27 protein-coding genes, 4 tRNA genes and 1 pseudogene are annotated in these 25,240 nt (G+C 70.1%); 24 read left to right on the forward strand and 8 right to left on the reverse strand.

Annotated features, from left to right (window positions below):
* The first annotated feature begins 67 nt into the window (after window positions 1-67).
* From ACFV6V_RS06220 to ACFV6V_RS06235, 4 genes are all read left to right on the forward strand, one after another.
* Window positions 68-140 (forward strand) — tRNA-Glu (locus ACFV6V_RS06220).
* A gap of 85 nt (window positions 141-225) precedes the next feature.
* A tRNA-Glu gene (locus tag ACFV6V_RS06225) sits at window positions 226-298 on the forward strand.
* Window positions 299-314: 16 nt separating this feature from the next.
* A tRNA-Gln gene (locus ACFV6V_RS06230) sits at window positions 315-386 on the forward strand.
* 21 nt (window positions 387-407) lie between these two features.
* Window positions 408-480 (forward strand) — tRNA-Glu (locus tag ACFV6V_RS06235).
* 55 nt (window positions 481-535) lie between these two features.
* Here the strand turns inward: ACFV6V_RS06235 and ACFV6V_RS06240 are convergent.
* Window positions 536-1,174: a MerR family transcriptional regulator gene (locus tag ACFV6V_RS06240; protein ID WP_385559850.1), complete on the reverse strand. Its 639-nt coding sequence runs from the start codon at window positions 1,172-1,174 to the stop codon at window positions 536-538.
* Between the two features lie 84 nt (window positions 1,175-1,258).
* On the opposite strand from ACFV6V_RS06240, the gene ACFV6V_RS06245 reads away from it, so the two are divergent.
* Complete coding sequence (locus ACFV6V_RS06245; RefSeq protein WP_385559853.1) at window positions 1,259-1,744, forward strand: DUF4188 domain-containing protein; 486 nt, start codon at window positions 1,259-1,261, stop codon at window positions 1,742-1,744.
* Window positions 1,745-1,935: 191 nt separating this feature from the next.
* On the opposite strand, the gene ndgR is transcribed toward ACFV6V_RS06245, so the two are convergent.
* Window positions 1,936-2,652: an IclR family transcriptional regulator NdgR gene (gene ndgR, locus ACFV6V_RS06250; protein ID WP_361288521.1), complete on the reverse strand. Its 717-nt coding sequence runs from the start codon at window positions 2,650-2,652 to the stop codon at window positions 1,936-1,938.
* A 178-nt stretch (window positions 2,653-2,830) separates the two neighbouring features.
* Here ndgR and leuC point away from each other — a divergent pair, with 178 nt between their 5' ends.
* From leuC to ACFV6V_RS06270, 4 genes are all read left to right on the forward strand, one after another.
* Window positions 2,831-4,264 carry a 3-isopropylmalate dehydratase large subunit gene (leuC, locus tag ACFV6V_RS06255; RefSeq protein ID WP_385559856.1) on the forward strand — a complete coding sequence of 478 codons (1,434 nt, stop codon included), beginning with the start codon at window positions 2,831-2,833 and terminating at the stop codon, window positions 4,262-4,264.
* Between the two features lie 5 nt (window positions 4,265-4,269).
* Window positions 4,270-4,863, forward strand: coding sequence for a 3-isopropylmalate dehydratase small subunit (gene leuD / locus ACFV6V_RS06260; RefSeq protein ID WP_385559858.1), 594 nt, complete (start codon window positions 4,270-4,272; stop codon window positions 4,861-4,863).
* Window positions 4,864-4,967: 104 nt separating this feature from the next.
* Window positions 4,968-5,195: a hypothetical protein gene (locus tag ACFV6V_RS06265; RefSeq protein ID WP_361288512.1), complete on the forward strand. Its 228-nt coding sequence runs from the start codon at window positions 4,968-4,970 to the stop codon at window positions 5,193-5,195.
* A gap of 171 nt (window positions 5,196-5,366) precedes the next feature.
* Entirely contained in the window at window positions 5,367-5,981 is a 615-nt protein-coding gene (locus tag ACFV6V_RS06270) for an HU family DNA-binding protein (RefSeq protein WP_385559861.1), read from the forward strand.
* A 423-nt stretch (window positions 5,982-6,404) separates the two neighbouring features.
* On the opposite strand, the pseudogene cofC reads toward ACFV6V_RS06270, so the two are convergent.
* Window positions 6,405-7,019, reverse strand: a pseudogene (gene cofC, locus ACFV6V_RS06275) (2-phospho-L-lactate guanylyltransferase); the annotation flags it as partial.
* A gap of 204 nt (window positions 7,020-7,223) precedes the next feature.
* Here cofC and ACFV6V_RS06280 point away from each other — a divergent pair.
* From ACFV6V_RS06280 to ACFV6V_RS06290, 3 genes are all read left to right on the forward strand, one after another.
* Window positions 7,224-7,976 (forward strand): lysophospholipid acyltransferase family protein, encoded by a 753-nt coding sequence (locus ACFV6V_RS06280; RefSeq protein ID WP_385559864.1) that lies wholly within the window; start codon window positions 7,224-7,226, stop codon window positions 7,974-7,976.
* The gene (locus ACFV6V_RS06285; RefSeq protein ID WP_385559866.1) at window positions 7,973-9,010 is read left to right on the forward strand and encodes an NAD(P)H-dependent glycerol-3-phosphate dehydrogenase; all 1,038 of its coding nucleotides are present in this window, start codon (window positions 7,973-7,975) and stop codon (window positions 9,008-9,010) included. Before ACFV6V_RS06280 ends, ACFV6V_RS06285 begins: the two co-directional genes overlap by 4 nt.
* A 191-nt stretch (window positions 9,011-9,201) precedes the next feature.
* Window positions 9,202-10,374, forward strand: coding sequence for a D-alanine--D-alanine ligase family protein (locus ACFV6V_RS06290; protein ID WP_385559869.1), 1,173 nt, complete (start codon window positions 9,202-9,204; stop codon window positions 10,372-10,374).
* Between the two features lie 77 nt (window positions 10,375-10,451).
* Here the strand turns inward: ACFV6V_RS06290 and ACFV6V_RS06295 are convergent, their stop codons facing one another.
* Entirely contained in the window at window positions 10,452-10,955 is a 504-nt protein-coding gene (locus ACFV6V_RS06295; RefSeq protein ID WP_385560198.1) for a DUF3515 domain-containing protein, read from the reverse strand.
* A gap of 23 nt (window positions 10,956-10,978) precedes the next feature.
* Window positions 10,979-11,212, reverse strand: a complete 234-nt coding sequence (locus ACFV6V_RS06300) for an Lrp/AsnC family transcriptional regulator (RefSeq protein WP_017947604.1) — start codon at window positions 11,210-11,212, stop codon at window positions 10,979-10,981.
* Window positions 11,213-11,424: 212 nt separating this feature from the next.
* Between ACFV6V_RS06300 and ACFV6V_RS06305 the strand changes: the two genes are divergently transcribed.
* Window positions 11,425-12,387 carry a thiamine-phosphate kinase gene (locus tag ACFV6V_RS06305; protein WP_361288497.1) on the forward strand — a complete coding sequence of 321 codons (963 nt, stop codon included), beginning with the start codon at window positions 11,425-11,427 and terminating at the stop codon, window positions 12,385-12,387.
* Window positions 12,384-13,190, forward strand: coding sequence for a bifunctional hydroxymethylpyrimidine kinase/phosphomethylpyrimidine kinase (gene thiD, locus ACFV6V_RS06310; protein ID WP_385559872.1), 807 nt, complete (start codon window positions 12,384-12,386; stop codon window positions 13,188-13,190). Before ACFV6V_RS06305 ends, thiD begins: the two co-directional genes overlap by 4 nt.
* 276 nt (window positions 13,191-13,466) lie before the next feature.
* On the opposite strand, the gene rpmB is transcribed toward thiD, so the two are convergent.
* On the reverse strand, window positions 13,467-13,652 hold the full coding sequence (rpmB, locus tag ACFV6V_RS06315; RefSeq protein WP_003957616.1) for a 50S ribosomal protein L28: 186 nt from the start codon (window positions 13,650-13,652) through the stop codon (window positions 13,467-13,469).
* 287 nt (window positions 13,653-13,939) lie between these two features.
* Here rpmB and ACFV6V_RS06320 point away from each other — a divergent pair, with 287 nt between their 5' ends.
* The 9 genes from ACFV6V_RS06320 (at window position 13,940) to mutM (ending at window position 23,297) form a co-directional block, all read left to right on the forward strand.
* Entirely contained in the window at window positions 13,940-15,529 is a 1,590-nt protein-coding gene (locus ACFV6V_RS06320) for a DAK2 domain-containing protein (protein WP_385560201.1), read from the forward strand.
* Between the two features lie 328 nt (window positions 15,530-15,857).
* A complete protein-coding gene (recG, locus tag ACFV6V_RS06325; protein WP_385560204.1) occupies window positions 15,858-17,999 on the forward strand; it encodes an ATP-dependent DNA helicase RecG in 2,142 nt (713 codons plus the stop codon).
* 92 nt (window positions 18,000-18,091) lie between these two features.
* Window positions 18,092-18,676 carry a 16S rRNA (guanine(966)-N(2))-methyltransferase RsmD gene (gene rsmD / locus ACFV6V_RS06330; protein ID WP_385559875.1) on the forward strand — a complete coding sequence of 195 codons (585 nt, stop codon included), beginning with the start codon at window positions 18,092-18,094 and terminating at the stop codon, window positions 18,674-18,676.
* On the forward strand, window positions 18,673-19,182 hold the full coding sequence (coaD, locus tag ACFV6V_RS06335; RefSeq protein WP_361288487.1) for a pantetheine-phosphate adenylyltransferase: 510 nt from the start codon (window positions 18,673-18,675) through the stop codon (window positions 19,180-19,182). Before rsmD ends, coaD begins: the two co-directional genes overlap by 4 nt.
* A gap of 129 nt (window positions 19,183-19,311) precedes the next feature.
* Entirely contained in the window at window positions 19,312-20,472 is a 1,161-nt protein-coding gene (locus ACFV6V_RS06340) for a cell division initiation protein (RefSeq protein ID WP_385559878.1), read from the forward strand.
* 139 nt (window positions 20,473-20,611) lie between these two features.
* A complete protein-coding gene (locus tag ACFV6V_RS06345; protein ID WP_385560206.1) occupies window positions 20,612-21,265 on the forward strand; it encodes a YceD family protein in 654 nt (217 codons plus the stop codon).
* Window positions 21,266-21,267: 2 nt separating this feature from the next.
* Window positions 21,268-21,441 (forward strand): 50S ribosomal protein L32, encoded by a 174-nt coding sequence (rpmF, locus tag ACFV6V_RS06350; RefSeq protein ID WP_003965982.1) that lies wholly within the window; start codon window positions 21,268-21,270, stop codon window positions 21,439-21,441.
* 19 nt (window positions 21,442-21,460) lie between these two features.
* Window positions 21,461-22,282, forward strand: a complete 822-nt coding sequence (gene rnc / locus ACFV6V_RS06355) for a ribonuclease III (RefSeq protein WP_385559881.1) — start codon at window positions 21,461-21,463, stop codon at window positions 22,280-22,282.
* A gap of 154 nt (window positions 22,283-22,436) precedes the next feature.
* Complete coding sequence (gene mutM / locus ACFV6V_RS06360; protein WP_385559884.1) at window positions 22,437-23,297, forward strand: bifunctional DNA-formamidopyrimidine glycosylase/DNA-(apurinic or apyrimidinic site) lyase; 861 nt, start codon at window positions 22,437-22,439, stop codon at window positions 23,295-23,297.
* Here the strand turns inward: mutM and ACFV6V_RS06365 are convergent.
* Window positions 23,270-23,668, reverse strand: coding sequence for a winged helix-turn-helix transcriptional regulator (locus ACFV6V_RS06365; protein WP_385559886.1), 399 nt, complete (start codon window positions 23,666-23,668; stop codon window positions 23,270-23,272). The two genes, mutM and ACFV6V_RS06365, sit on opposite strands and share 28 nt — an antisense overlap.
* Window positions 23,669-23,750: 82 nt before the next feature.
* A complete protein-coding gene (locus ACFV6V_RS06370) occupies window positions 23,751-24,695 on the reverse strand; it encodes a CAP domain-containing protein (protein ID WP_385559889.1) in 945 nt (314 codons plus the stop codon).
* 125 nt (window positions 24,696-24,820) lie between these two features.
* On the opposite strand from ACFV6V_RS06370, the gene ACFV6V_RS06375 reads away from it, so the two are divergent.
* Window positions 24,821-25,102, forward strand: a complete 282-nt coding sequence (locus ACFV6V_RS06375; protein WP_385559892.1) for an acylphosphatase — start codon at window positions 24,821-24,823, stop codon at window positions 25,100-25,102.
* Window positions 25,103-25,240 lie beyond the last annotated feature (138 nt).

Consider the following 25,240-nt stretch of genomic DNA (forward strand, 5'->3'; position numbering starts at 1 on the left):
ACTGATTCTGGTTCAGTTAGTCTTGGTTCGAGTCCAGGTAGGCCAGCTCGCAGAGCTCATCTGCAAAGCCCCCGTTGTGTAGCGGCCTAGCACGCTGCCCTCTCAAGGCAGTAGCGCCGGTTCGAATCCGGTCGGGGGTACAGATCCATCCTGCTGAATCGTTCGGGTCGCTCCCGATGATCCAGTGGTGACATCATCCGTCTTCTGTCGGATGGGATCGCTAGGGCCCCCGTTGTGTAGCGGCCTAGCACGCCGCCCTCTCAAGGCGGTAGCGCCGGTTCGAATCCGGTCGGGGGTACTGGTCTACACCACCATGGCCTATGGTGTAATTGGCAGCACGACTGATTCTGGTTCAGTTAGTCTTGGTTCGAGTCCAGGTAGGCCAGCTCGCAGAGCTCATCTGCAAAGCCCCCGTTGTGTAGCGGCCTAGCACGCCGCCCTCTCAAGGCGGTAGCGCCGGTTCGAATCCGGTCGGGGGTACAGGACGTGAAGGCCCTTCCCGTGCGGGGAGGGCCTTCATGCGTTCCCGGGCTCATCAGCCGAAGCGCCGGTACGACTCCTCTGCCTCCGCCAGCCTGCGCAGGCTCAGCAGCACCGGCTCGTACAGCACGGTGCAGGCCACCGCCGCCTCCACCTGGGCTTCCTCGTCCTCGTAGCGCTCCACCAAGTCCAGGTCGGCGACGGCCAGTTCGCCCGCGCTGCGGGCGTAGGGGAGCAGCTGCTCCACATCGCAGGGGTAGCCCAGCCGGACCATGGTGGCGATCGCGGCGACCAGCATCCGGTACGCGGGCGACTCGGCGCCCGCCTGGCGGCCGAAGTCCCAGCCGAGCCGTTCCATCAGATCCCCGGCGGTGCGGTGTGCCGTGTCCGCCGCGGTGTCGTCCTGGTCCGGCTCCGGGCCGTGCGGCAGGGACCAGACCGCCGCCCCGAGACGCATGTGGTGGTCGAGGGAGTCGTCCCCGATGGCCGCGATCACGTCCCTGGCTGCGGCCACCGGTATCCGGCCCACCTGGATCAGCGCGCGCACCAGCCGGAGTCGGCGCAGGTGCCCGTCGTCGTAGTCGGCCTGGGTGGCACTGACCCGCCGCCCGGGCTGCAGCAGCTGCTCGCGCAGGTAGTACTTGATCGTCGCGGCGGGTACACCGCTGCGTTCGCTGAGCTCCGCCATCCTCATCTGCTTGCACCTTTCCTTGGAGAGTGGCACTATCTAACTATAGATAGCTCCACTATCCAATCGTGCTCGCCAGGGAGGCCAGCCATGGGCAAGCAGCCGGTTCAGGGGCGTATGACGGCGCAGTCGCAGGACGGGGTGACGGTCTTCCTCATCGGGATGCGCATCAACAACTTCCGTGCGCTGCGCAGTTGGCTGCCGGTGGCCGCGGCCATGCCGCGGATGGTCGCCGAGCTCTCCGAGGAGAAGGAGCGCGGACTGCTCGGCTTTCAGTATCTGCTGGGCGGCCCTCGGTTGCTCTACCTGGTCCAGTACTGGGAGTCGAAGGAGAAGCTGCTCGCCTACGCCTCCGACCGGGGTGGGGTGCACCGGCCCGCCTGGGCGGCCTTCAACCGCCGGATGCGGGATGGCAGGGGCAAGGTCGGCTTCTGGCACGAGACGTATGTGGTCCCGGCCGGCGCCTATGAGTCCGTGTATGTCAACATGCCCGAGTTCGGCCTCGGCGCGGCGACGGGAATCGTCCCGGTCGGCCGCCGCGGGGACCGGGCCGCAGACCGTCTCAAGGCTGCCTGAGTCTTCGAGGTTCGGACCCCTGCCGCCGTGGCGTCGGAACGGCGGCAGGGGTCCCGTCCGGTTGTTGCCCAAGAAGCGCGGGGGGCTGCGCAGGCACGACGAGCCCTCCCTCTGGGTTTCTGGCGCCTCCCTGCTGCCGCGGGGGACCCCCGCGGCCTGCGGGTGACGCACCGGATTTCCGGTGGAGCGGCTCAGCTCGCCCGGCGCAGCGCGTCCGACAGGCGGGCCGCGGCGTCGATCACGGCCTGGGCGTGCATACGGCCCGGATGCCGGGTCAGGCGCTCGATCGGCCCGGACACCGATACGGCGGCCACCACCCGGTTCGACGGGCCGCGCACCGGGGCGGAGACCGAGGCGACACCCGGCTCGCGTTCGCCGATCGACTGTGCCCAGCCCCTGCGGCGTACCCCGGACAGGGCCGTCGCCGTGTAGCGGGCACCCTGGAGGCCCCGGTGCAGCCGCTCCGGCTCCTCCCAGGCCATCAGGATCTGAGCCGATGACCCGGCCTTCATCGTGAGCGTCGAGCCCACGGGCACCGTGTCCCGCAATCCGGACAGCCGCTCGGCGGCGGCCACGCAGATCCGCATGTCGCCCTGCCGGCGATAGAGCTGCGCGCTCTCGCCGGTCACGTCGCGCAGATGAGTCAGCACGGGCCCAGCCGTAGCCAGCAACCGGTCCTCGCCTGCCGCTGCGGCGAGCTCCGACAGCCGGGGACCCAGGATGAATCTGCCCTGCATGTCGCGCGCCACCATCCGGTGGTGCTCAAGGGCCACGGCAAGGCGATGTGCCGTGGGTCGCGCAAGCCCGGTCGCCGCGACCAGCCCGGCGAGGGTGGCCGGGCCGGACTCCAGCGCGCTCAGTACCAGAGCTGCCTTGTCGAGAACACCGACGCCACTAGAGTTGTCCATGCAACGATATTCATGTCTCACTCTGTGAAACGCAAGTTCAAATTCTCCGAGAAGTTGCGAACCTGGTTGTACAGCTGCACGAGGGCCCGCGTTCCTCGGCCTGCAACCGGTGGGCGCGGTGCTGCGCAATTGATCTCTAGTTGGGCCTGGGCAGCGTTGCCGGGCCGGAGGGAAAGCGATGGGTAGGACACTCGCGGAGAAGGTCTGGGACGACCACGTCGTCCGGCGCGCCGAGGGCGAGCCCGACCTCCTCTTCATCGATCTGCACCTCCTGCACGAGGTGACCAGCCCCCAGGCGTTCGACGGCCTCCGCCAGAACGGCCGCCGGGTGCGGCGGCTGGACCTCACCATCGCGACCGAGGACCACAACACCCCGACGCTCGACATCGACAAACCCATCGCCGACCCGGTCTCCCGGGCGCAGCTGGAGACCCTGCGCAAGAACTGCGCGGAGTTCGGAGTCCGGCTGCACCCGCTGGGCGACGTCGAGCAGGGGGTCGTCCATGTGGTGGGACCGCAGCTGGGCCTCACGCAGCCCGGCACCACCGTGGTCTGCGGTGACTCCCACACCTCCACCCACGGCGCCTTCGGCGCGCTGGCGTTCGGTATCGGCACCTCCCAGGTCGAGCACGTGCTGGCCACCCAGACGCTGCCGCTCGCCCGTCCCAGGACCATGGCGATCACCGTCGAGGGCGAGCTGCCCGACGGCGTCACCGCCAAGGACCTGATCCTGGCGATCATCGCGAAGATCGGTACCGGCGGCGGTCAGGGCTACATCCTGGAGTACCGCGGCTCCGCCATCGAGAAACTCTCGATGGAGGCCCGCATGACCATCTGCAACATGTCGATCGAAGCCGGAGCCCGGGCGGGCATGATCGCCCCCGACCGGACCACGTTCGACTACCTGCAGGGTCGCGACCACGCCCCCGAGGGCGAGGACTGGGATGCGGCGGTCGAGTACTGGAAGACGCTGCGCACGGACGACGACGCGGTCTTCGACGCCGAGGTCTTCATCGACGCCGCCGAGCTCTCCCCGTTCGTCACCTGGGGAACCAACCCGGGCCAGGGCGCCCCGCTCTCCGCAAACGTCCCCGACCCGGCTTCGTACGAGGACGCTTCGGAGCGGCACGCCGCCGAAAGGGCCCTGGAGTACATGGGGTTGACCGCCGGACAGGTGCTGCGGGACATCGAGGTCGACACCGTCTTCGTAGGCTCCTGCACCAATGGCCGTATCGAGGACCTGCGCTCCGCGGCCTCGATCCTGGACGGCCGCAAAGTCGCCGACGGCGTACGGATGCTGGTCGTCCCCGGCTCGGTGCGGGTCGCGCTCCAAGCCGTTGAAGAGGGGCTCGACAAGGTCTTCAAGGAGGCCGGTGCCGAATGGCGGCACGCGGGCTGCTCGATGTGCCTGGGCATGAACCCCGACCAGCTGGCCCCCGGTGAGCGCTCCGCGTCCACCTCCAACCGCAACTTCGAGGGGCGGCAGGGCAAGGGCGGCCGTACCCATCTGGTCTCACCGCAGGTCGCGGCCGCCACGGCGGTGGTCGGCCATCTGGCCTCGCCCGCCGATCTGACCGACCTGTCCGCCGCCCGTACGCCCGCCGGAGTCTGACCGCCATGGAAGCATTCACCACGCACACCGGTCGCGGCGTCCCGCTGCGCCGCAGCAATGTCGACACCGACCAGATCATCCCGGCCCACTGGCTGAAGAAGGTCACCCGCGACGGCTTCGAGGACGGGCTCTTCGAGGCCTGGCGCAAGAGCGACGACTTCGTACTCAACCGACCGGAGCGGCAGGGTGCGACGGTCCTGGTCGCAGGGCCTGACTTCGGCACCGGCTCCTCGCGCGAGCACGCCGTCTGGGCGCTCCAGAACTATGGGTTCAAGGCGGTCGTCTCGTCCCGCTTCGCCGACATCTTCCGCGGCAACTCGCTCAAGAACGGTCTGCTGACCGTGGTTCTGCCCCAGGAGACGGTGGACAGGCTCTGGGAGCTGACCGAGTCGGACCCGTTGGCCGAAATCACTGTTGACTTGGAGCAGCGCCAGGTGCGCGCCGGGGGTCTCACGGCCGATTTCGAGCTCGATGAGAACGCCCGCTGGAGGCTGCTGAACGGCCTCGACGACATCAGCCTCACCCTTCAGAACGAAGCCGACATCGCGGCTTACGAGGGCTCGCGGCCTGCCTTCAAGCCCCGCACAATTGAGGTCTGAGCAGCGCTTTTCCGATACCGCGCCCCCCGCCGTCCGGCGGGGGGCGCGGTCGCTTGTTGAGACCCACCGGGGCGACAACTCGCCTCAGATGGCACAATCGGTGCATGGAACGCGACAGCCAACTCGAGCTCTATCAGGCAGTCGCCGACCGGCTGAAAGAAGCGCATACCCGTGTGCGCGAACTGCAAGTCCCGGAGGGCGTAAGGATGGCGCTGTCCCGGAAGCTGCTGGCTGTCACGGCCGCGGCCAAGCACGATCTCGCCGACGCCGCCAGGCGCCTGGACCGGCTGATGAGCGACCTCGATGAAGGCCGTTTCCCTCAAGGTGACTGACCGCCCGACGACGGCGCCGATATACGGCTCCGCCGGGTGGCCGCGACGGTCGACTTCGTTGCGGCACTAGGGTGATTAGCCCGTTTCGTGTTTGATTTGCGGTATATATCTGCCTAACGTGCGAAAAAGCTTGAACACTTTCGTTCCGGCTATGTCTCCGAAGGGGAAGAAGTGAACAAGGCGCAGCTCGTAGAAGCGATTGCTGACAAGATGGGCGGCCGTCAGCAGGCCGCCGAAGCGGTCGACGCGGTCCTCGACGCGATCGTCCGCGCGGTTGTCAGCGGCGACCGGGTTTCGGTCACCGGCTTCGGTTCGTTCGAGAAGGTCGACCGCCCCGCCCGCTACGCCCGTAACCCTCAGACGGGTGAGCGCGTACGGGTCAAGAAGACCTCGGTGCCGCGATTCCGCGCGGGCCAGGGCTTCAAGGACCTGGTCAGCGGGTCGAAGAAGCTCCCCCGTGGTGGCGAAGTCGCCGTCAAGAAGGCCCCCAAGGGCAGCCTCCAGGTCGGCACCGCCGCCAAGAAGGCCGCCGCGAAGAAGGCCACCGCCAAGAAGGCCGCGGCGAAGAAGACCACCGCCGTCAAGAAGACCACCGCTGCGGCGAAGAAGACCACGGCGAAGAAGACCACTGCCGCCAAGACCGCAGCCGTGAAGAAGACCGCGGCGAAGAAGACGACGGCGAAGAAGGCCGCGGCGAAGAAGACCGCCCCCGCCAAGAAGGCACCGGCCAAGAAGGCCACGGCGCGCAAGACCACCGCCAAGAAGACCACTGCCCGCAAGAAGTAAGCGGCGCGGCACCCCAGGGCCACTCACGCGACGGGCCGGGCTCCTCCAGGGAGCCCGGCCCGCGGCATGCCCTGGCCGATGTGGGCCGGCCGCCCCGGCGGGCCGAGAGCCCGCACCGAAGGCGTCGACCGCTCAGAGGGTCTGAAGCGTCACCAGCGTGATCCGCAGGGAATCGCCCTGCCCCTCGGTCTCGATACGCACCCGCTGCCCGGGCCGCAGCAGTCGCAGCCCGCCGGCGTCGAACGCCGCGGTGTCGAAGTCCACCGGAGTCCCGTCGTCCAGCAGCACACTGCCGCTCCGGGTCTCTGAGTCATACGTGTACGCGGTCGCCTGCATACCGAGAGCGTATCCGGCGTATCCGGAGCCGCTTGAGCGACCCTGAACGATCATCCGAGCCAGGTGCTCCCGCAGTAGCGGCAGTCCGGCGCAGTGCGCCGCCGTACGGGGGCCCACCCCCAGGGCGAGCGCGGCCCGCAGGTCATCGGCGGTGTCGACGTCCCGGCGCACCGAGTCGGTGCCGGCCACCGCAATTTCCGCGGCCCCGGACCGCAAATGCCGGTTTCGTGAGGGCCCGCCGAATGCGGGACGCAATTCCGCGCCCGGTCCGGCCGCGAGAAAAGTGGTGCCAATTCCCGCCGAGTCCGGGAGGAAAGCCCGCGGGAATTGCGCGGCGGTCCCCAGCACCAGAGCCAATTCCGCTGCTCGCAGCGCCGGCAGATCCGCGTTGAGTGCGGCCACCGGCGCGCCCGGACGCCCGGCGCGCACCACCTCCGCCCCGTGTGCCAGCGCGGCATTGAGCCCCGCGGCCGGGGTGTCGGGCACGACCCGGGCGCCCAGGGCGGCCAGCTCGGCCCCTGCCAGCGGATCGTCAGTGACGACTGCCACATCGGCCACCGCGGGGCACGACAGGGCCGCGGCCACCGTGTCCTGGGCGAAGGCCAGCGCGAGTCGAGGCCGGAAGGTCGCACCGGTGGCCTCCGTCAGCCTGCTCTTGGCCAGGGCGAGGGGCTTCAGCGGAACGACGAGTGACCAGTGCACGGCCTCATTGTGACCCGACCGGGCGGCGCCACCGTGACCCGCCCGCGTGGCGGCATCGTGACCTTCCCGCACGGCGACCCGGACCGTCCGGCAGCCGGGCGGGGCGTACGGTGTTCTCGACAGACCGGGGGCTCGGGGCGACACTTGACCCCCAGCAGCCAGGCAGCAGCCGGCAGCCGCCAGGTCATAGAGGAAGGTGTCCGAGTGTCCCGCCGCAGAATCGGCTTCTGGTACCGCCTGGCGGCGGTCATCGCGAAACCGCCGCTGGTGGTTCTGTTCAAGCGGGACTGGCGGGGAACGGAGCACATCCCGGTCGACGGCGGATTCATCACCGCCGTGAACCACAACTCGTACCTGGACCCGCTGTCCTACGCGCACTACCAGTACAACACCGGACGCGTGCCCCGCTTCCTGGCGAAAGCCGCCCTTTTCAAGGGCACGTTCGTCGGCTCGATCCTGCGCGGCACCGGCCAGATCCCCGTCTACCGCGAGACGACCAACGCGATGGACGCCTTCCGGGCCGCCGTCGACGCCATCCAGCGCGGCGAGTGCGTGGCCTTCTACCCCGAGGGGACGCTGACCCGCGACCCCGAGATGTGGCCCATGGCGGGCAAGACCGGTGCCGCCCGGGTCGCCCTGCTCACCAAGGCGCCGGTCATCCCAGTCGCCCAGTGGGGCGCCAACATGGCGATGCCGCCGTACGCCAAGGAGAACAAGCTGCAGCTGTTCCCGCGCAAGACCCTGATCGTGCAGGCGGGACCGCCCGTCGACCTCTCCCGGTTCTACGGGATGGAGCCCACGCCGGAGGTGCTGCGCGAGGCGACCGAGGTGATCATGGCCGCTATCACCGCCATCCTCGAGGAGGTACGCGGCGAGAAGGCGCCCGGTCAGACCTACGACCACGGAATGGCGCGCGCGGAACAGCGCCGCAAGGCCGCCGAGGAGGGGATGAAGTGACCCGTCCCGTCAAGGCTGCCGTATTCGGCGCCGGATCCTGGGGCACCGCCTTCTCGGTGATCCTCGCGGACGCAGGATGCGAGGTCACCCTCTGGGCCCGTCGCGCCGAGCCGGTCGACGCCATCAACACCACCCGGACCAACCCCGACTATCTCCCGGGAGCCGTACTCCCCGGGACGGTGCGGGCCACCACCGACGCCGCCGAGGCCGCCGACGGGGCCGACTTCACCGTGCTGGTCGTGCCGTCCCAGACTCTGCGTGCCAACCTCGCGGAATGGGCGCCGAAGCTGGCCCCTGACACGGTCCTCGTCTCCCTCATGAAGGGCGTCGAACTCGGCACCGCCAAGCGGATGAGCGAGGTCATCACGGAAGTCGTCGCCGGGGCGCCGGGCGGCGCCTCGGCCGACGACGTCAGGCGGAGGGTGGCGGTCCTCACCGGCCCCAACCTCGCCAAGGAGATCGCCGACCGCCAGCCCGCCGCGGCGGTGGTGGCCTGCGCCGACGAGTCCGTCGCCCAGCGGATCCAGTCCGCCTGCATGACCCCGTACTTCCGCGCCTACACCAACACCGACGTCGTCGGCTGCGAGCTCGGCGGCGCCGTCAAGAACGTCATCGGCCTCGCCGTCGGCATCGCGGACGGAATGGGTCTCGGAGACAACTCCAAGGCCACCCTCATCACGCGTGGCCTCGCCGAGACCACGCGTCTGGGCCTCGCCATGGGCGCCGACCCGATGACCTTCTCGGGCCTCGCGGGACTCGGCGACCTTGTCGCCACCTGCTCGTCCCCGCTGTCCAGGAACCACACCTTCGGCACCAATCTCGGGCGGGGGATGACCCTCCAGGAGACCATCGCCGCCACCAAGCAGACGGCCGAAGGCGTCAAGTCCTGCGAGTCCGTACTGGATCTGGCCAGGCGGCACGGTATCGACATGCCGATCACGGAGACGGTGGTGTCCATCGTCCACGAGGGCAAGCCCCCGGTCGTCGCGCTCAAGGAACTGATGTCCCGCAGCGCGAAACCCGAACGGCACTGAGTTTCCGGCCGGGCGGCGCGGGTTTCCCGGTGTCCCGGCGCCCGTGGAGCCTTTTGGAGCGGTGTGGGCGGGTGAGACGGGCCGGGTGAGCCGGGTTCGTCCAGCACGCAGGGGGACCGAGCCTCCCAAAGGGGGGCGCCCCGGCGCGGGCCTGCCGTCCTTGCGAAGGCGCAAGGTAGTCTCGTCGCGATATGAGCGAGAACCCGTTCCACAGCCCCGACCTCCCCTCCGAGCAGGGCGAGGCGTCCCGCAAGCCGCGTGTCGCGGTGGTCTTCGGCGGCCGTAGCTCCGAGCACGCGATCTCCGTCGTGACGGCCGGTGCCGTGCTGCGTTCCATCGACCGCACCAAGTACGACGTGCTGCCCATCGGCATCACCAGTGACGGCCGCTGGGCGCTGACCACCGACGACCCGGAGCGGATGGCCATCGCCGACCGTACGCTGCCGTCGGTCACCGCGCTCGCCGAATCCACCGAGGGCGGTGTCGCCCTCTCCGTGGACCCTGCCAGCCGCGAGGTGGTCTACAACGAGCCCGGCTCCGTGCCCAAGGCACTCGGTGAGGTCGATGTCGTCTTCCCGATGCTGCACGGCCCCTACGGTGAGGACGGCACCCTCCAGGGCCTGCTGGAGCTCTCCGGCGTCCCGTACGTCGGCTCGGGTGTGCTCGCCTCGGCCGTCGGCCAGGACAAGGAGTACATGAAGCGGGTCTTCACCTCCTTCGGCCTGCCGGTCGGCCCGTATGTGGTCATCCGGCCCCGTGAGTGGGTGCAGGATCCTTCCGCCGCGCGAAAGAAGATCATCGACTTCGCGGGCGAGCACGGCTGGCCGCTCTTCGTGAAGCCCGCCCGTGCGGGGTCCTCGATCGGCATCACCAAGGTCGACGACGTCTCCGGACTCGACGAGGCGATCGAGGAAGCGCAGCGGCACGACCCCAAGATCCTGGTCGAGGCGCTGCTGCGCGGACGTGAGATCGAGTGCGGAGTGCTGGAGTTCGAGGATGGCCCGCGTGCCAGCGTGCCCGCCGAGATCCCGCCGGTGTCCGCGCACGACTTCTACGACTTCGAGGCCAAGTACATCGACTCGGCCGACGGTCTGGTGCCGGCACCGCTGACCGATGAGCAGACCGCCGAGGTGCGGCGGCTGGCGGTCGCGGCGTTCGAGGCCGCGTCCTGTGAGGGGCTGGTCCGCGCGGACTTCTTCCTCACCGAGGACGGCGAGTTCGTGATCAACGAGATCAACACCATGCCCGGCTTCACGCCGATCTCGATGTACCCGCGGATGTGGCAGGAGAGCGGGATCAGCTACCCGGAGCTCGTCGACCGTCTGATCCAGGCGGCGCTACGGCGTTCCACCGGGCTGCGCTGAGGCGCTGAACGGACCGCGCCGTTCCGTACGTACCGTGCGGAACGGTTCATGCAGAATCGTTTCGCACGGGAAGCCTCTCAATGCTTCCCATGTCCTGCGTGTCCTGTGTGCTCGTCGGTGAAGAGTCCCGGGACCGTCTTCGTCACCGGTTCCGCCAGATCCGTCAGCGGCCCGAGGTCATGGGCGTACTGCTTCCCCAGCGTGACCTCGACATATGTCTTGCGGGACGCGGTGGTGAGGCGGGGACCGTCGCCTTCGCGCTCCTCCACGAGCCAGTTGACGCCGTTGACCTCGACTGCCTGCCCCTGCGGATCACTCATCCCCGCGGGCCGGGGGACACCGCAGCGCAGTACGATCGCGGCGTCCCCCCACCCGGCGGTCAGCTGGGAGCGCGGTTCGGGGTCCTGGCGCTCCACTCCGGCCACGGAATCCGGGAGCGCCTTGTGCAGGGCGCGGCACAACGCCGTCTCCTGCGGAGGGGGCGTGGGCACCGCGACCGCGGGGGCGTCCGCGGAGCAGCCCGCGACGGCCAGCAGCACCGCGGCCGTGGCGGGCAGGGAGGCAAGCCGGTGAAAGGACATCACCGGCCAAGGGTAGACGGGGGCTACAGGTGCACGACCGGGCAGGTCAGCGTTCGCGTGATGCCGTCCACCTGCTGGACCTTGGCGACCACCATGCGACCGAGCTCGTCCACTGTGTCGGCCTGGGCGCGCACAATCACGTCATACGGACCGGTCACGTCCTCGGCCTGGATCACCCCCGGGATCTTGGAGATGGTGTCGGCGACTGTCGACGCCTTGCCCACCTCGGTCTGAATAAGGATGTACGCCTGTACCACGGAACCTCCAGGGCGGCCACGAGGATCATGTGGGGAGAAGGGACGCCACGGTATCGCGTCGCCGCGGGCCGCGGGGAGACCTGCGCGCTCCGAGGTGCGCGCAGCGTGGCGCACACAGCACAGAAGTTGACCGGCTGCTCGGCCTACTCGACCGTACCGACAGCAGTGACGGCTCGCGACCGCAAGCGCACTGGGGCAGAAGGAGCACAGGAATGAAGGGCACCGTGGGCGAGCTGGGGGAGTTCGGGCTCATCAGGGAGCTCACCTCCCGCCTCACCTCCACCCCCGCCGTACGTCTCGGACCCGGCGACGACGCCGCGGTGGTGGCCGCCCCCGACCGCAGGGTGGTGGCCAGCACCGACCTGCTGCTGGAGGGACGGCACTTCCGGCGCGACTGGTCGACCGCCTACGACGTGGGCCGCAAGGCCGCGGCGCAGAACCTCGCCGACATCGCGGCCATGGGCGGGGTGCCGACCGCGCTGTTGCTCGGCCTGGTCGTGCCCGCCGACCTTCCCGTCACCTGGGCCACCGAGCTGATGGACGGGATCCGCGACGAATGCCAGGTCGCGGGGGCCGCGGTCGTCGGCGGAGACGTCGTACGCGGCGACACCATCACGGTCGCGATCACCGCACTCGGGGATCTGCGCAACCACGACCCGGTGACCCGGGCCGGCGCCCAGCCCGGCGATGTCGTCGCCTACACGGGCTGGTTGGGCTGGTCCGCCGCCGGGCACGCGGTGCTCTCACGCGGCTTCCGCTCACCCCGCGCCTTTGTCGAGGCCCACCGCCGGCCCGAACCGCCGTATCACGCGGGGCCCGCCGCGGCCGGGCTCGGTGCCACCGCCATGACCGATGTGAGCGACGGACTGGTGGCCGACCTCGGCCATATCGCGGAGGCCAGCAAGGTCCGTATCGACCTGCGCTCCGGACTCATCGACATCCCCACGCAGATGAACGACATCGGCCAGGCCGTCGGGGTCGACCCGCTGCAATGGGTGCTCAGCGGCGGCGAGGACCACGCCATCGTCGCGACCTTCCCCCCGGACGCGAAACTGCCCGCCCGCTGGAAGGTGATCGGCGAGGTGCTCAACCCGTCCGCGCTGCCCCAGGTGACCGTGGACGGGGCGCCCTGGACCAGCAAGGGCGGCTGGGACCACTTCGGGGAAGGGTCGTGACAGTGAAGCCCGCCGCCCAGGCGCCGCCACGGGTGCTCACCGTCGCCGGATCCGACTCCGGCGGCGGGGCCGGGATCCAGGCCGACCTCAAGACCATGCTGGCGCTGGGCGTGCACGGAATGAGCGTGATCACCGCGGTCACGGCCCAGAACTCGCTGGGGGTGCAGGACGCCTGGGAGCTTCCGGCCGAAGCGGTACGCGCGCAGTACCGCAGCGTCGCCGACGACATCGGCGTCGACGCGGTCAAGACCGGCATGCTGGCGTCGGCCGAACTCGTGGAGGCCGTCGCCGAACTGCTGTCCGCCACGGACGTGCCCGTGGTGGTCGACCCGGTCGGGGTCTCCAAGCACGGGGACCCGCTGCTCGCCGAGTCCGCGCTGGAATCGGTACGCGGCAAGCTGCTGCCGACCGCGACCGTGGCCACCCCGAACATGGACGAGGTCGCCCAGCTCACCGGATGCCGGGTGGCGGACGAGTCCGACCTGCGGCGCGCGGCCGGCGCGGTGCTCGACCTCGGACCGCGCTGGGCCCTGATCAAGGGCGGGCATCTCGCGGGTGACGCCGTGGACCTGCTCACCGACGGCAGGGACGAACACTGGCTGCGCGCCCCCCGCCACGACAACCGGCACACCCACGGCACCGGCTGCACACTCGCGTCCGCCGTGGCTGCGGGGCTCGCCAAGGGGCTCACGGTGCCCGAGGCCGTGCACGCGGCCAAGGAGTACGTCACCGGCGCGATCGCCGCGGGGTACGCGCTGGGCGGTGGGATCGGGCCGGTCGACCATGGCTGGCGTTTTCGCTGAGCGTGCCGCCGGAGAGGATGTGCGTCACCCGCGGTCCTCAGCGTGAGCAGGTGAAGTCCCGGGCGGGGGTCCGTCGTGGCCGGTCGCGGCGTGCCCCGCGCCCCTTCGACGCGCCGGCGAACCGCTTTCCGGCGCTGGCGAACCGCAACGGACTGCGCACGGTCACGGCACCAGGTGCGCCGGGAAGCCGCGCGGGGACGGCAAAAAGCCGGTCCACGTCATGTGGACCGGCTTTTCAAGGCAACCGGGAGGGCTGCGCTACGACAAACGTCGCGGTTAGCGCGAGACCTTGCCGGCCTTGATGCACGAGGTGCAGACGTTGAGCCGCTTCGGCGTCCGACCGACCACGGCACGCACGCGCTGGATGTTCGGGTTCCAGCGACGGGACGTACGGCGGTGCGAGTGCGAAATGTTGTTGCCGAAGCCCGGCCCCTTGCCGCAGACGTCGCAGTTGGCAGCCACGGGTCACTCCAAAGACTTCAGATGCACTTACAGTGAAATCCGGCGTGCCGGAATCAGGAATCTGAAGTGGCTTGCCGGGGGAATAGCCCGACTTTCATCGGGCAACCGGAGCAGCATACAACGGCTGCGCCCGTACAACGAAACTACCATGGCACCCCTCGCCCCCCGCCCGGCCCTGGTCCGGCCCGGGTCTACCCTGCGGTGCAGCCGGCCGCTCTCAAGGAGGACGACAGTTGCCGAAACAGGACGGGCTCCCCAAGGAGTCCGCAGGGCCTCGCGCAGAAACGGTGGCGGGAGACGGGCGGGTCCTCGACGCCCTGGTGGTACGCACCTGGTGCGCGCTGGCGCTGGAGGCACTGGGGCGCGAGCGCGAGGAGCTCGACGCGATCAACGTCTATCCGGTCGCGGACGGGGACACCGGCACCAATCTGTATCTCACTGTCGAGTCGGCGTCACGGGCGGTGAACGCGGTCTTCGCCGGGGAGTCCGCGGCGCCGGGTCTCGGGGACGCCCTGCGTGCCATGGCCCATGGTGCGCTGATCGGCGCGCGGGGTAACTCAGGGACCATCCTGGCTCAGCTGCTGCGGGGTATGACCGAAGTGCTGGTGGAGCAGGGGGGCGGGGTGGCCGCGGCGTTGCGGCGAGCCGCACGGTCCGCGCGCGAGGCGGTCGCGCACCCCGTGGAGGGCACGATCCTGAGCGTGGCGACGGCGGCGGGCAGCGCCGCTGTCCCCGATGACGACGACTCGGCCGCGCTGGCGGCCGCCTACGCGGGTGCGCGCCAGGCACTGCAGGAGACCCCCGGGCAGCTCGACGTACTGGGTCGGGCCGGTGTCGTGGACGCCGGCGGTCAGGGGCTGCTGGCGGTGCTGGGCGCGCTGGTGCAGGCCGTGACCGGGGACATGCCGGTGAGGCCCCCCACGGGGCGGCTCGTCTCCCCGGCCCACCCGGTGGTGGCCGAACCCTGCGCCGACGGCGGACCCGCCTTCGAGGTGATCTACCTTCTGGAGGCCGAGGATTCCGCGGTGGCCCGGCTCCGGACGCGCCTCGACGGCCTCGGGGACTCTCTCGTCGTCGTCGGCGGCGACGGCCTGTGGAACGTCCATGTACACGTCGACGACGCGGGTGCGGCCGTGGAGGCGGGCGTCGAGGCGGGACGCCCGTACCGGATCAGGATCACCCACTTCGACACGCCCCCGCCCGCCGAGTCACGTGAGCCGGTTCAGCGGGCGGTCGTGGCCGTGGTTCCCGGCGAGGGTCTCGCGGCCCTCTGCGAGACCGCCGGTGCGACCACGGTGCTGGCGCGGCCCGGAGAGCCCCTGGCGAGCGGCGAACTCGTCGAGGCGATCAGAAGGGCGCACGCGCGCGAGGTCGTGCTGATGCCCAACGACCCCGAACTGCGGCACACCGCGTCGGCCGCCGCGGAACAGGCCCGCGCGGAGGGCGTCCGGGTCGCCCTCATCCCCACCCGCTCCGCGGTCCAGGGCATCGCGGCCCTCGCGGTCCACGAGCCTGGCCGCCGCTTCGACGAGGACGTCGTCGCGATGACCTCCGCGGCGGGCGCCACCCGCTACGGCGAACTGGCCGTCGCCGAGCGGCAGTCCTTCACCTCGGCAGGGGTCTGCCAGGCCGGGGACGTACTGGGCCTGATCGACGGCGATGTCGCGGTGATCGGCGAGGACCTCGCATCGACGGCCGAGACGGTCCTGGACCGCATGCTCTCCGCGGGCGGCGAGTTGGTCACCCTCGTCCTCCCCGACGATGCCCCGCCCGGCCTGGCGGATCGTCTGGAGACGCATGTCCGCAGGAGGCACCTGGCAGTGGACACGGCGATCCACGGCGGGGCGGGCGCGCCGCTGATGATCGGTGTGGAGTAGCCCTTCGTCGACACAGCGGATCGGGCAAGGGCGACAGCCCAAGCCCGTCCGGCGCTTGTGGACGGGACGCCCCGGGCGCCGCCACCGGGCGCGGACACAGGGCCCCGCACCGCGAGGCCCAGCACACGGGTGCGGGCATACCGCGAAACCCGCCCACCACGCGGCTGCGATGCCGACCGGCATCGGGCACGCCAAGAGCCGACCCGACACCGCGAGACCCCGGTACGCGACGGCTGTCGGTGCCGTGGTGTGCAATGGACCGGTGTCCGCACACCTCGCACTGGATGAACCCCTGAAGACCAGCCTCGGCCCGGCCACCGCCAAGGTGATGGCCGAGCACCTCGGCCTGCACACCGTCGGCGACCTCCTGCACCACTACCCGCGGCGCTACGAGGAGCGCGGCCAGCTGACCCGCCTCGCCGATCTCCCGCTGGACGAGCACGTCACGGTCGTGGCCCAGGTCGCGGACGCACGGGTGCACACGTTCAACGGCGGCCGGGGGCAGCGACTGGAGATCACGATCACGGACGGCAGCGGCCGGCTCCAGCTCGTGTTCTTCGGGCGGGGCGTCCACAAGCCGCACAAGGACCTTCCACCGGGCAGCCGCGCGATGTTCGCCGGCAAGGTGTCCGTGTTCAACCGGAAACTCCAGCTCTCCCACCCCAGCTACGAGCGGCTGTTCTCCGACGGTACCGACAGCGGCGACGGCGCGGTCAGTGCGTTCGCCGGAAAGCTGATCCCGATCTATCCCGCCTGCAAGGGCCTGGAGTCCTGGAAGATCGCCAAAGCCGTCGACGCGGTGCTTCCCCGGGCCCGTGAGGCCCTGGATCCACTGCCGCCCGCGCTGCGCGAGGGCCGCGGTTTCGTGTCACTTCCCGAGGCCCTGCTCAAGATCCACCGGCCGGGCGGGAAGGCGGACGTCGAGGAGGCCAGGGCCCGCCTGAAGTGGGATGAGGCCTTTGTGCTCCAAGTCGCCCTCGCCCGGCGGCGCCACGCGGACGCGCTCCTTCCCGCGGTGGCCCGCAGGCCGGCCCCCGACGGGCTGCTGAGCGCCTTCGACGCGAGACTGCCGTTCACCCTCACCGAGGGGCAGCAAAAGGTGTCCGCCGAGATCTTCGGCGATCTGGCCACCGAACACCCCATGCACCGGCTGCTCCAGGGAGAGGTCGGTTCAGGAAAGACGATGGTCGCCCTGCGCGCCATGCTCGCCGTCGTGGACGCCGCCGGCCAGGCCGCGATGCTCGCCCCCACCGAGGTCCTCGCCCAGCAGCACCACCGCTCGATCGTGGAGATGATGGGCGACCTCGCCGAAGGCGGAATGCTCGGCGGCGCCGAGCGGGCGACCAAGGTGGTGCTGCTCACCGGCTCCATGGGCGCCGCGGCCCGCCGCCAGGCCCTGCTCGACCTGGTGACCGGGGAGGCCGGGATCGTCATCGGTACGCATGCGCTGATCGAGGACAAGGTCCAGTTCCACGACCTGGGGCTGGTCGTCGTGGACGAGCAGCACCGCTTCGGCGTGGAGCAGCGCGACGCCCTGCGGGGCAAGGGAAAGCAGCCGCCTCATCTGCTGGTCATGACCGCCACCCCCATTCCCCGCACGGTCGCCATGACGGTGTTCGGGGATCTCGACACCTCCGTGCTGGACCAGTTGCCCGCCGGGCGCTCGCCCATCGCGTCGCACGTGGTTCCGGCCGCGGACAAACCCCATTTCCTGGCGCGGGCCTGGGAGCGGGTGCGCGAGGAGGTCGAGGGCGGCCACCAGGCGTATGTGGTGTGCCCCCGGATCGGCGACGACGTCGACCAGTCCGCGGACGCGCGGCGGAAGTCGGCGGAGCCGGGGGACGACGCGGAGAAGCGCCCACCGCTCGCGGTGCTGGACGTGGCGGAGCAGCTGACCGCGGGGCCGCTGAAGGGCCTTCGCGTGGAGGTGCTGCACGGCCGGATGGCGCCCGACGACAAGGACGGCGTCATGCGCCGCTTCGCCGCGGGCGAGGTGGATGTGCTGGTGGCCACGACCGTGATCGAGGTCGGGGTGAACGTGCCGAACGCGACCGCCATGGTGATCATGGACGCCGACCGGTTCGGTGTCTCCCAGCTCCACCAGCTCCGTGGCCGTGTCGGCCGCGGCTCCGCCCCGGGTCTGTGCCTGCTCGTCACCGAGATGGCGGAGGCGAGCCCGGCCCGGGCCAGGCTCGGCGCGGTGGCGGCCACGCTGGACGGCTTCGAGCTGTCCCGTATCGATCTCGAACAGCGCCGTGAGGGTGATGTGCTGGGCCAGGCGCAGTCCGGCGTCCGGTCATCGCTGCGGGTGCTCGCCGTCATCGAGGACGAGGACGTGATCGCCGCCGCCCGCGAGGAGGCCGTGTCGGTGGTCGCGGGCGACCCGGACCTCGAGGGGTTCCCCGAGCTGCGCAGCGCGCTGGACGCACTGCTGGACGAGGACCGGGAGCAGTACCTGGACAAGGGCTGACCCTGCCGGCGGCGGGGCCAGGGACAGCAGACCGGACCTGAGCCCATATCGTGGAGGTGACCGGACCGAGACGAGCGCCGAGAAGGACCCAGATGACCCGCGTGATCGCCGGTGCGGCCGGCGGACGTCGCCTGGCCGTGCCGCCGGGCAACGGCACCCGCCCGACCTCCGACCGGGCGCGTGAGGGCCTCTTCTCCTCCTGGGAGTCGCTGCTCGGCACCCTGCGGGGCGTGCGGGTCGCCGATCTCTACGCGGGCTCGGGCGCCGTCGGGCTCGAAGCCCTGTCCCGCGGCGCGTCCCACGCCCTCCTCGTGGAGGCCGACAACCGCGCCGTCCGCACGGTCAGGGAGAACGTACGGACGCTCGCCCTGCCCGGCGCCGAGGTCCGCAGCGGCCGGGCCGAGCAGATCGTCCAGGGACCTGCGCCCGGGAACCCGTACGACATCGTGTTCCTGGACCCCCCGTACGCCGTGACCGACGATGATCTTCGCGAGATTATCCTCACACTCCGCACAGGGGGCTGGCTCGCGGACGACGCCGTCGTCACCGTGGAGCGCAGCACCAGGGGCGGCGAGTTCGTCTGGCCGGACGGCATCGAACCGCTGAGGGCCCGTCGTTACGGCGAAGGAACGCTTTGGTACGGTCGCGCCGCCTCTACGTGCGAAGACGCACCATGACCGGACCGGAGAGCGAGGGACTTCAGTTGCGCCGCGCCGTCTGTCCGGGGTCGTTCGACCCCATCACCAATGGACACCTCGACATCATCGCCCGAGCCTCCAAGCTGTACGACGTCGTGCACGTCGTGGTGATGATCAACCAGGCCAAGAAGGGCCTGTTCACCGTGGACGAGCGGATCGAGCTGATCCGTGAGGTCACCGCCGAGTACGGGAACGTCGAGGTGGAGGCGTACCACGGCCTCCTCGTCGACTACTGCAAGGAGCGGGACATCCCCGCCATCGTCAAGGGCCTGCGTGCCGTCAGCGACTTCGACTACGAGCTCCAGATGGCCCAGATGAACAACGGGCTCTCGGGCGTCGAGACGCTGTTCGTGCCCACCAGCCCGACTTACAGCTTCCTGTCGTCCTCCCTGGTCAAGGAGGTCGCTGCCTGGGGCGGGGATGTGTCCCATCTGGTGCCGCCGCTGGTGCTGGCGGCTCTGACCGAGCGCCTCCCGGCGAAGTGACGCCGCGGCCCTCGCGCTGACTGTTCTTCATGAGGTGTCGGACCCCGGCCGACTGGCCGTACAGTCGTCCCGTCCGGCTCCTGGCCGGCGATCGGCTGTTGTGACTGTGTAGAGAGTGGCGAGCACACGGTGGACGTGCAGAAGAAGCTCGACGAGATCGTCCAGGTGGTCGGGAACGCCCGGTCCATGCCCATGTCGGCCTCGTGCGTGGTCAACCGCGCCGAGCTGCTCGCCATGCTCGAGGAGGTGCGCGAGGTCCTGCCCGGCTCGCTCGCCCAGGCCGAGGAGCTCATCAGTGGCCGTGAACACATGGTCGCCGATGCCCGCCAGGAGGCCGCGAGGATCATCGAGGCCGCGCACTCCGAGCGTGGCTCCATGATCTCCGGCACCCAGATCGCCCAGCAGTCGCAGGAGGAGGCCGACCGCATTCTCGCCGAGGCCCGCCGGGAGGCCTCGGAGATCCGCGCGGAGGCCGATGAGTACGTCGACTCCAAGCTCGCCAACTTCGAGGTCGTGCTCAACAAGACCATCGGCTCCGTGGACCGCGGTCGCGAGAAGCTGCTCGGCCGCGCCCCGGGGCTCGGCGAACAGGGCTACGCGGATCCGGCCGATGACGATGCGCCCGAGTACAGCGCCGATCCGCAGACGCTGATCCAGCGGGCCGACGACTATGTGGACGCCAAGCTCGGCGCGTTCGAGGCGGTGCTCAGCAAGACCCTGGAGGCGGTCGGCCGCGGTCGGCAGAAGCTGCACGGCCGGATCGCCACCGATGAGCTCGGAGCCCATATCGCCGCCCAGGACGCGGCGGACATGCACACGGCGACCAGCGACGCGGACTATCTCGCGGGGCTCGCCGAGCTCGCCGGTCCGCAGGCACAGCAGCAGCATCCGCAGGCCCAGCCGGACCCGCCGGCCCAGCCTGAACAGCCGGTCCATGTCCCGGCCCAGGCCGGACCGTATCCCGCGGACCCCGTCTACGGCGGCCAGCCCCAGGACCCGTACGCCTACCAGCAGGATCCGTACGCCACCGGCGCCTACGGCGCACAGCAGGGCTACGCACAGCAGTACGACCAGAGCTATGCCCAGCAGTACGGCTACGACCCGCAGCAGTACCAGCAGCAGGACCACCCGCAGCAGTACCAGCAGCAGGACCACCCGCAGGAGTACCAGCAGCAGGGCCACCAGCAGCAGGGTCACCAGGCCCAGCAGCCGCAGCTCGACGAGACGAGCTTCTTCGACACGAGCATGATCGACTTGGAACAGCTGCGCCGTTACGAGCAGGGCCGCTGATCCGGCACGGACCGGATTGGGCCAACAGCGAACGGTCCAGTATCCTGGCTCTTCGGTCGCGTGTGCGTGCAGCTCGGTGCTGCGCGGAAACCGCGGCCCCCTCTTGATCCAGACGCACGACCCGAAAGCAGGAAGAGCCCTGAACGCCCGCCTTGACCATCGCAACCCACTCGTGTTCGACACACATGAGCTGGGCCGGCGTCCTGGTGCGCTCCAGCGGCTGACCCGCACGGTCGAGGCGCCCGGCGCGCCGGTGTTCGGCATCGAAGAGGTGATCGGGGTGCCCGCGGGCGCTCCGGTGGAGCTTGAGCTCCGCCTTGAGTCCGTCATGGAAGGGGTGCTCGTCACGGGCACCGCCCGTGCCCGGGCCGAGGGGGAGTGCGTAAGGTGTCTGGAGCCGCTGCGCCAGCAGGTTGCGGCGGATTTCCAGGAGATGTTCTCGTACCCTGACGCCGACGACCGGGGCCGCAGCCGCGCTGCGGAGCCGGGCGACGACGCCGAGGACGAGGGCATGATCTTCCTCGAGGACGGCCTGTTCGACCTCGAGCCCGTGCTGCGTGACGCGGTGGTGCTCGCACTGCCGATGCAGCCGGTGTGCCGGGAGGACTGTGCCGGACTGTGCCCCGAGTGCGGGGTCGGCCTGAACGACGAACCGGACCACCACCACGACGCCGTCGACATCCGTTGGGCGGCATTGCAGGGACTCGCCGATTCACTGGGAACCGGCGAGAAGGACAAGATGAGCGGCGACGCGCCTCGATCACCTCGCGCCGCCGAGAAGCAGGAGAAGTAGCCGTGGCTGTTCCGAAGCGGAAGATGTCGCGCAGCAACACGCGCCACCGCCGGTCGCAGTGGAAGGCTGCGGTCCCCACCCTGGTTTCGTGCGAGCGTTGCCAGGAGCCGAAGCTGCAGCACATTGCGTGCCCGAGCTGCGGCACCTACAACAAGCGCCAGGTCCTCGAGGTCTGAGCGGCTGGTGAGAGGCTCTATGTCTGACGCCAGTAAGCAGGCAGACAACGCAAGCGCAGCCTCGCCCCACACGCTTCTGGAAGGGCGGCTCGGGTATCCACTCGAGTCCGCCCTTCTGGTGCGTGCACTGACCCACCGCTCATACGCGTACGAGAACGGCGGTCTGCCCACCAACGAGCGGCTTGAGTTCCTCGGGGACTCGGTGCTCGGACTGGTGGTCACGGACACGCTTTACCGCACCCACCCGGATCTGCCCGAAGGCCAGCTGGCCAAGCTGCGGGCCGCGGTGGTCAACTCGCGCGCGTTGGCGGAGGTCGGGCGTGGCCTCGACCTTGGCTCCTTCATCCGACTCGGCCGGGGCGAAGAGGGCACGGGCGGCCGGAACAAGGCGTCCATCCTCGCCGACACCCTTGAAGCCGTGATCGGCGCGGTCTATCTCGACCAAGGCCTCGACGCGGCCTCCGAGCTGGTTCACCGGCTCTTCGACCCGCTGATCGAGAAGTCCTCCAGCCTCGGTGCCGGACTGGACTGGAAGACCAGCCTTCAGGAGCTGACGGCCGCTGAGGGCCTTGGCGTGCCCGAGTACCTGGTCACCGAGACCGGTCCGGACCACGAGAAGACCTTCACGGCTGCCGCCCGCGTCGGTGGTGTCTCGTACGGCACCGGCACCGGCCGCAGCAAGAAGGAAGCGGAACAGCAGGCTGCCGAGTCCGCGTGGCGCGCGATCCGCGCTGCCGCGGACGAGCGCGTCGCCGCGGAGAAAGCGGCTGCCGAGCAGCCCGCCTCCGATGAATCCGTCTCCGAAGGGGTCGGCGCCCCTTCGGAGCAGGCCACGGCCTGATTCCGTTTCCGGCCTCCGCCGCGCCCCGGTGCGGCGGAGGCTTTCGGTTTTTCACCCCGGGATCCGTCGCCGGACCGGGAAACCCGCCGTACGCGCCGGAGGTACGCTGCGGGCGTCGTCCCATAGACCCGTAGACCTCTGTGGAGGAGCGCCCGTGCCCGAGCTGCCCGAGGTCGAAGTGGTCCGGCGTGGGCTGGAGACCTGGGTCTCCGGGCGGGTCGTGGCCGAGGTCGAGGTGCGCCACCCACGGGCCGTCAGGCGCCACTTCGGCGGAGCCGAGGACTTCGCGGCCCGCCTCAAGGGGCAGCGGATCGGTACCGCCCGGCGGCGTGGCAAGTACCTGTGGCTCCCGCTGGAGGACAGCGGCGCCGCAGTGCTCGGACATCTGGGGATGAGCGGGCAGCTGCTGGTGCAGCCCGAGGCGGCGGCCGAGGAGAAGCACCTGCGGATCCGCATCCGCTTCGACGACACTCTCGGGACCGAGCTCCGCTTCGTCGACCAGCGCACCTTCGGCGGTCTCTCGCTGCACGACACCAGCCCCGAGGGGCTACCGGATGTCATCGCCCATATCGCCAGGGATCCGCTCGACCGCGAGTTCGACGACTCCGTGTTCGTCACCGCCCTGCGGCGCAGGCGTACCACCGTCAAGCGCGCCCTGCTCGACCAGTCACTGATCAGCGGGGTCGGCAACATCTATGCCGACGAGGCCCTCTGGCGCGCCAAGCTGCACTACGACCGGCCGACGATGAGCCTGACCCGGCCCCGCGCCCTGGAGCTCCTCGGGCATGTGCGGGACGTCATGAACGCGGCGCTCGCCGTCGGCGGCACCAGTTTCGACAGCCTCTACGTCAATGTGAACGGTGAGTCGGGGTACTTCGACCGCTCCCTGGACGCCTATGGCCGCGCGGGCGAGCCGTGCCGCCGCTGCGGAACCCCCATGCGCCGACGCCCCTGGATGAACCGCTCCAGCTACTTCTGCCCGCGCTGTCAGCGCCCGCCGCGCGTCTCGTCGTAGGACTCGCGCGCCGTGAGCACCTCGGGCATCCGGCTTTCCAGGAACTCCATCAGACCGACCAGACGCTCGGCCACCTGCCGGCCGAGTGGGGTCAGTGCGTAGTCGACCCGCGGCGGATTGGTCGGCTGCGCCTCCCGGTGCACCAGGCCGTCACGCTCCAGAGCCTGAAGGGTCTGGGCGAGCATCTTCTCGCTGACGCCGTCGACGCGGCGGCGCAGTTCGTTGAACCGGCAGCCCGACTCGTAGAGGGCGCCCAGGGCCAGACCGCCCCACCGCCCGGTCACGTGCTCCAGCGCACCGCGTGACGGGCACTGCCGACTGAACACGTCGAAAGCGAGATTCTCAGCAAGGTCGTCAGCCACATCACTCACCCTACGCCTGCGCTTCCCGAAAGGCAGGTGCTCACCGCGGGACAGCGCCCGCGATGAGCACAGCGGCAAGCGGGAGGAAGCGTCAGAAGCCGAGGTCCTGCGCCCACCAGGGGCCGCCGTCCGCGAACGACACCCCGACACCCATCGTCCGGTAGTCGCAGTTCAGGAGCTGCGCGCGCTGGGCGTCGTCGCTCATCCAGTGGCGCACCACCGTCTCGGCGTCGCCCGGTCCGCGGGCGATGTTCTCCGCACCGAGGTTGCCGACGCCCAGCCGGGCGGCGCGCTTCCAGGGGTCGTTGCCCTCGGGGTCGACATGGCCGAAGAAGCCGCGTGCCGCCATGTCCTCGCTGAACCGGCCGGCCAGGGCACCGAGCGACCCGTCCACGCGCAGCGGGCTGCATCCCACCTTGGCGCGCTCCTCGTTGACGAGCGTGAGGACCTCGGCCTCGGCCGCCGCTTCGCCCGTGACCGCCGCGGACGTCTCTGCCGAGACCCCCGGTGCGGGGGACTCGGGTGACGTCGCCGGTTCGGGGACGAGGGCGCGTGCCGGGGCGCTGGTCACGTTCTTCGGGTGCTGCTGCGGCGCGGCCTTCCGCGCGGTGGACTCCTGCGGGGCGGCTGTCCGGGGCGCCCTCTGCTGCGGGACCGCCTTGTGAGGCTGCTCCGGCTTGGCTGCCGCATCCGGCTTCGCTGTCGCATCCGGCTTCGCCGGTGCGGTCGGCCGGGGAGTCGCCTTCGGTGCGGCGCTCTTCTGGGGTGCGGCGGGCTTCCCCGCCTCCGGGGCCTTCGGCTGCGGCCTTGCGGGCCCCGGAGACGCCTTGGAGTAGGTCGCCGACAGACCCGTCTCGGATTCCCGGAGCTGGAGCTGCTTACTGCTGGAGCTGTTCTCGCCCAGCAGGAACTCCTTGCCGCCCGGCACTACACCGGTGGCCGCGGCCACGGTGGCCACCGCCACGGCAGCGACGGCTGCGAGCAGCCCGGTGCGCACGGGCACGGCAGCCCGGTTCTTCCGGCGGTGGCGTCCCATCCGGTCGCCCTTTCTGACTCGAGTGTGACTTCACCCGTACGAGTGAGGTCAATGCGTGGCAATGTACGGCAATACGGACGGGAGCGATGTGATGCACAAGCCATTGACCGGCTAGCTTGCGGGGCATGAACGAACACGCACGCCTCACCGTCTGGGTGCGCGGCCGGGTGCAGCGGGTGGGCTTTCGTTGGTTCACCAGGGAAAACGCCATGGAGATCGGTGCTCTTGAGGGTTTCGCGCTCAATCTCGACGACGGCCGGGTGCAGGTGGTGGCAGAGGGACCACGTGAGAATTGCCACCGCCTCCTGGACTGGCTCCGCTCGTCCGACACGCCCGGGAAAGTGGATGGCGTGACCGAGATCTGGGGTCTTCCGCGCGGTGGCTACGAGGGATTCGCGATCCGCTGACAAAGGGGTGAAAAGGGGCGGGCGCTAGGCCACGCGGTGTGTTCATAGCGATGCCGACGGCACATGCGTTCGATGGAAACGGCCTGGTGGTTGCCAAGAACGGCCTCTGCGTGCCAGTCTTCCGCAGTAAGGATGATC

The organism is Streptomyces sp. NPDC059828 (assembly GCF_042731955.1).
Classification (GTDB): domain Bacteria; phylum Actinomycetota; class Actinomycetes; order Streptomycetales; family Streptomycetaceae; genus Streptomyces.

Bases quoted from the DNA above. Each gene is read 5' to 3' on its own strand.
- ACFV6V_RS06240 (WP_385559850.1), bottom strand. From the start codon at position 1,174: ATGAGGATGGCGGAGCTCAGCGAACGCAGCGGTGTACCCGCCGCGACG.
- ACFV6V_RS06245 (WP_385559853.1), top strand. From the start codon at position 1,259: ATGGGCAAGCAGCCGGTTCAGGGGCGTATGACGGCGCAGTCGCAGGAC.
- ndgR (WP_361288521.1), bottom strand. From the start codon at position 2,652: ATGGACAACTCTAGTGGCGTCGGTGTTCTCGACAAGGCAGCTCTGGTA.
- leuC (WP_385559856.1), top strand. From the start codon at position 2,831: ATGGGTAGGACACTCGCGGAGAAGGTCTGGGACGACCACGTCGTCCGG.
- leuD (WP_385559858.1), top strand. From the start codon at position 4,270: ATGGAAGCATTCACCACGCACACCGGTCGCGGCGTCCCGCTGCGCCGC.
- ACFV6V_RS06265 (WP_361288512.1), top strand. From the start codon at position 4,968: ATGGAACGCGACAGCCAACTCGAGCTCTATCAGGCAGTCGCCGACCGG.
- ACFV6V_RS06290 (WP_385559869.1), top strand. From the start codon at position 9,202: ATGAGCGAGAACCCGTTCCACAGCCCCGACCTCCCCTCCGAGCAGGGC.
- ACFV6V_RS06295 (WP_385560198.1), bottom strand. From the start codon at position 10,955: ATGTCCTTTCACCGGCTTGCCTCCCTGCCCGCCACGGCCGCGGTGCTG.
- ACFV6V_RS06305 (WP_361288497.1), top strand. From the start codon at position 11,425: ATGAAGGGCACCGTGGGCGAGCTGGGGGAGTTCGGGCTCATCAGGGAG.
- recG (WP_385560204.1), top strand. From the start codon at position 15,858: ATGGCCGAGCACCTCGGCCTGCACACCGTCGGCGACCTCCTGCACCAC.
- rsmD (WP_385559875.1), top strand. From the start codon at position 18,092: ATGACCCGCGTGATCGCCGGTGCGGCCGGCGGACGTCGCCTGGCCGTG.
- coaD (WP_361288487.1), top strand. From the start codon at position 18,673: ATGACCGGACCGGAGAGCGAGGGACTTCAGTTGCGCCGCGCCGTCTGT.
- rnc (WP_385559881.1), top strand. From the start codon at position 21,461: ATGTCTGACGCCAGTAAGCAGGCAGACAACGCAAGCGCAGCCTCGCCC.
- ACFV6V_RS06370 (WP_385559889.1), bottom strand. From the start codon at position 24,695: ATGGGACGCCACCGCCGGAAGAACCGGGCTGCCGTGCCCGTGCGCACC.
- ACFV6V_RS06375 (WP_385559892.1), top strand. From the start codon at position 24,821: ATGAACGAACACGCACGCCTCACCGTCTGGGTGCGCGGCCGGGTGCAG.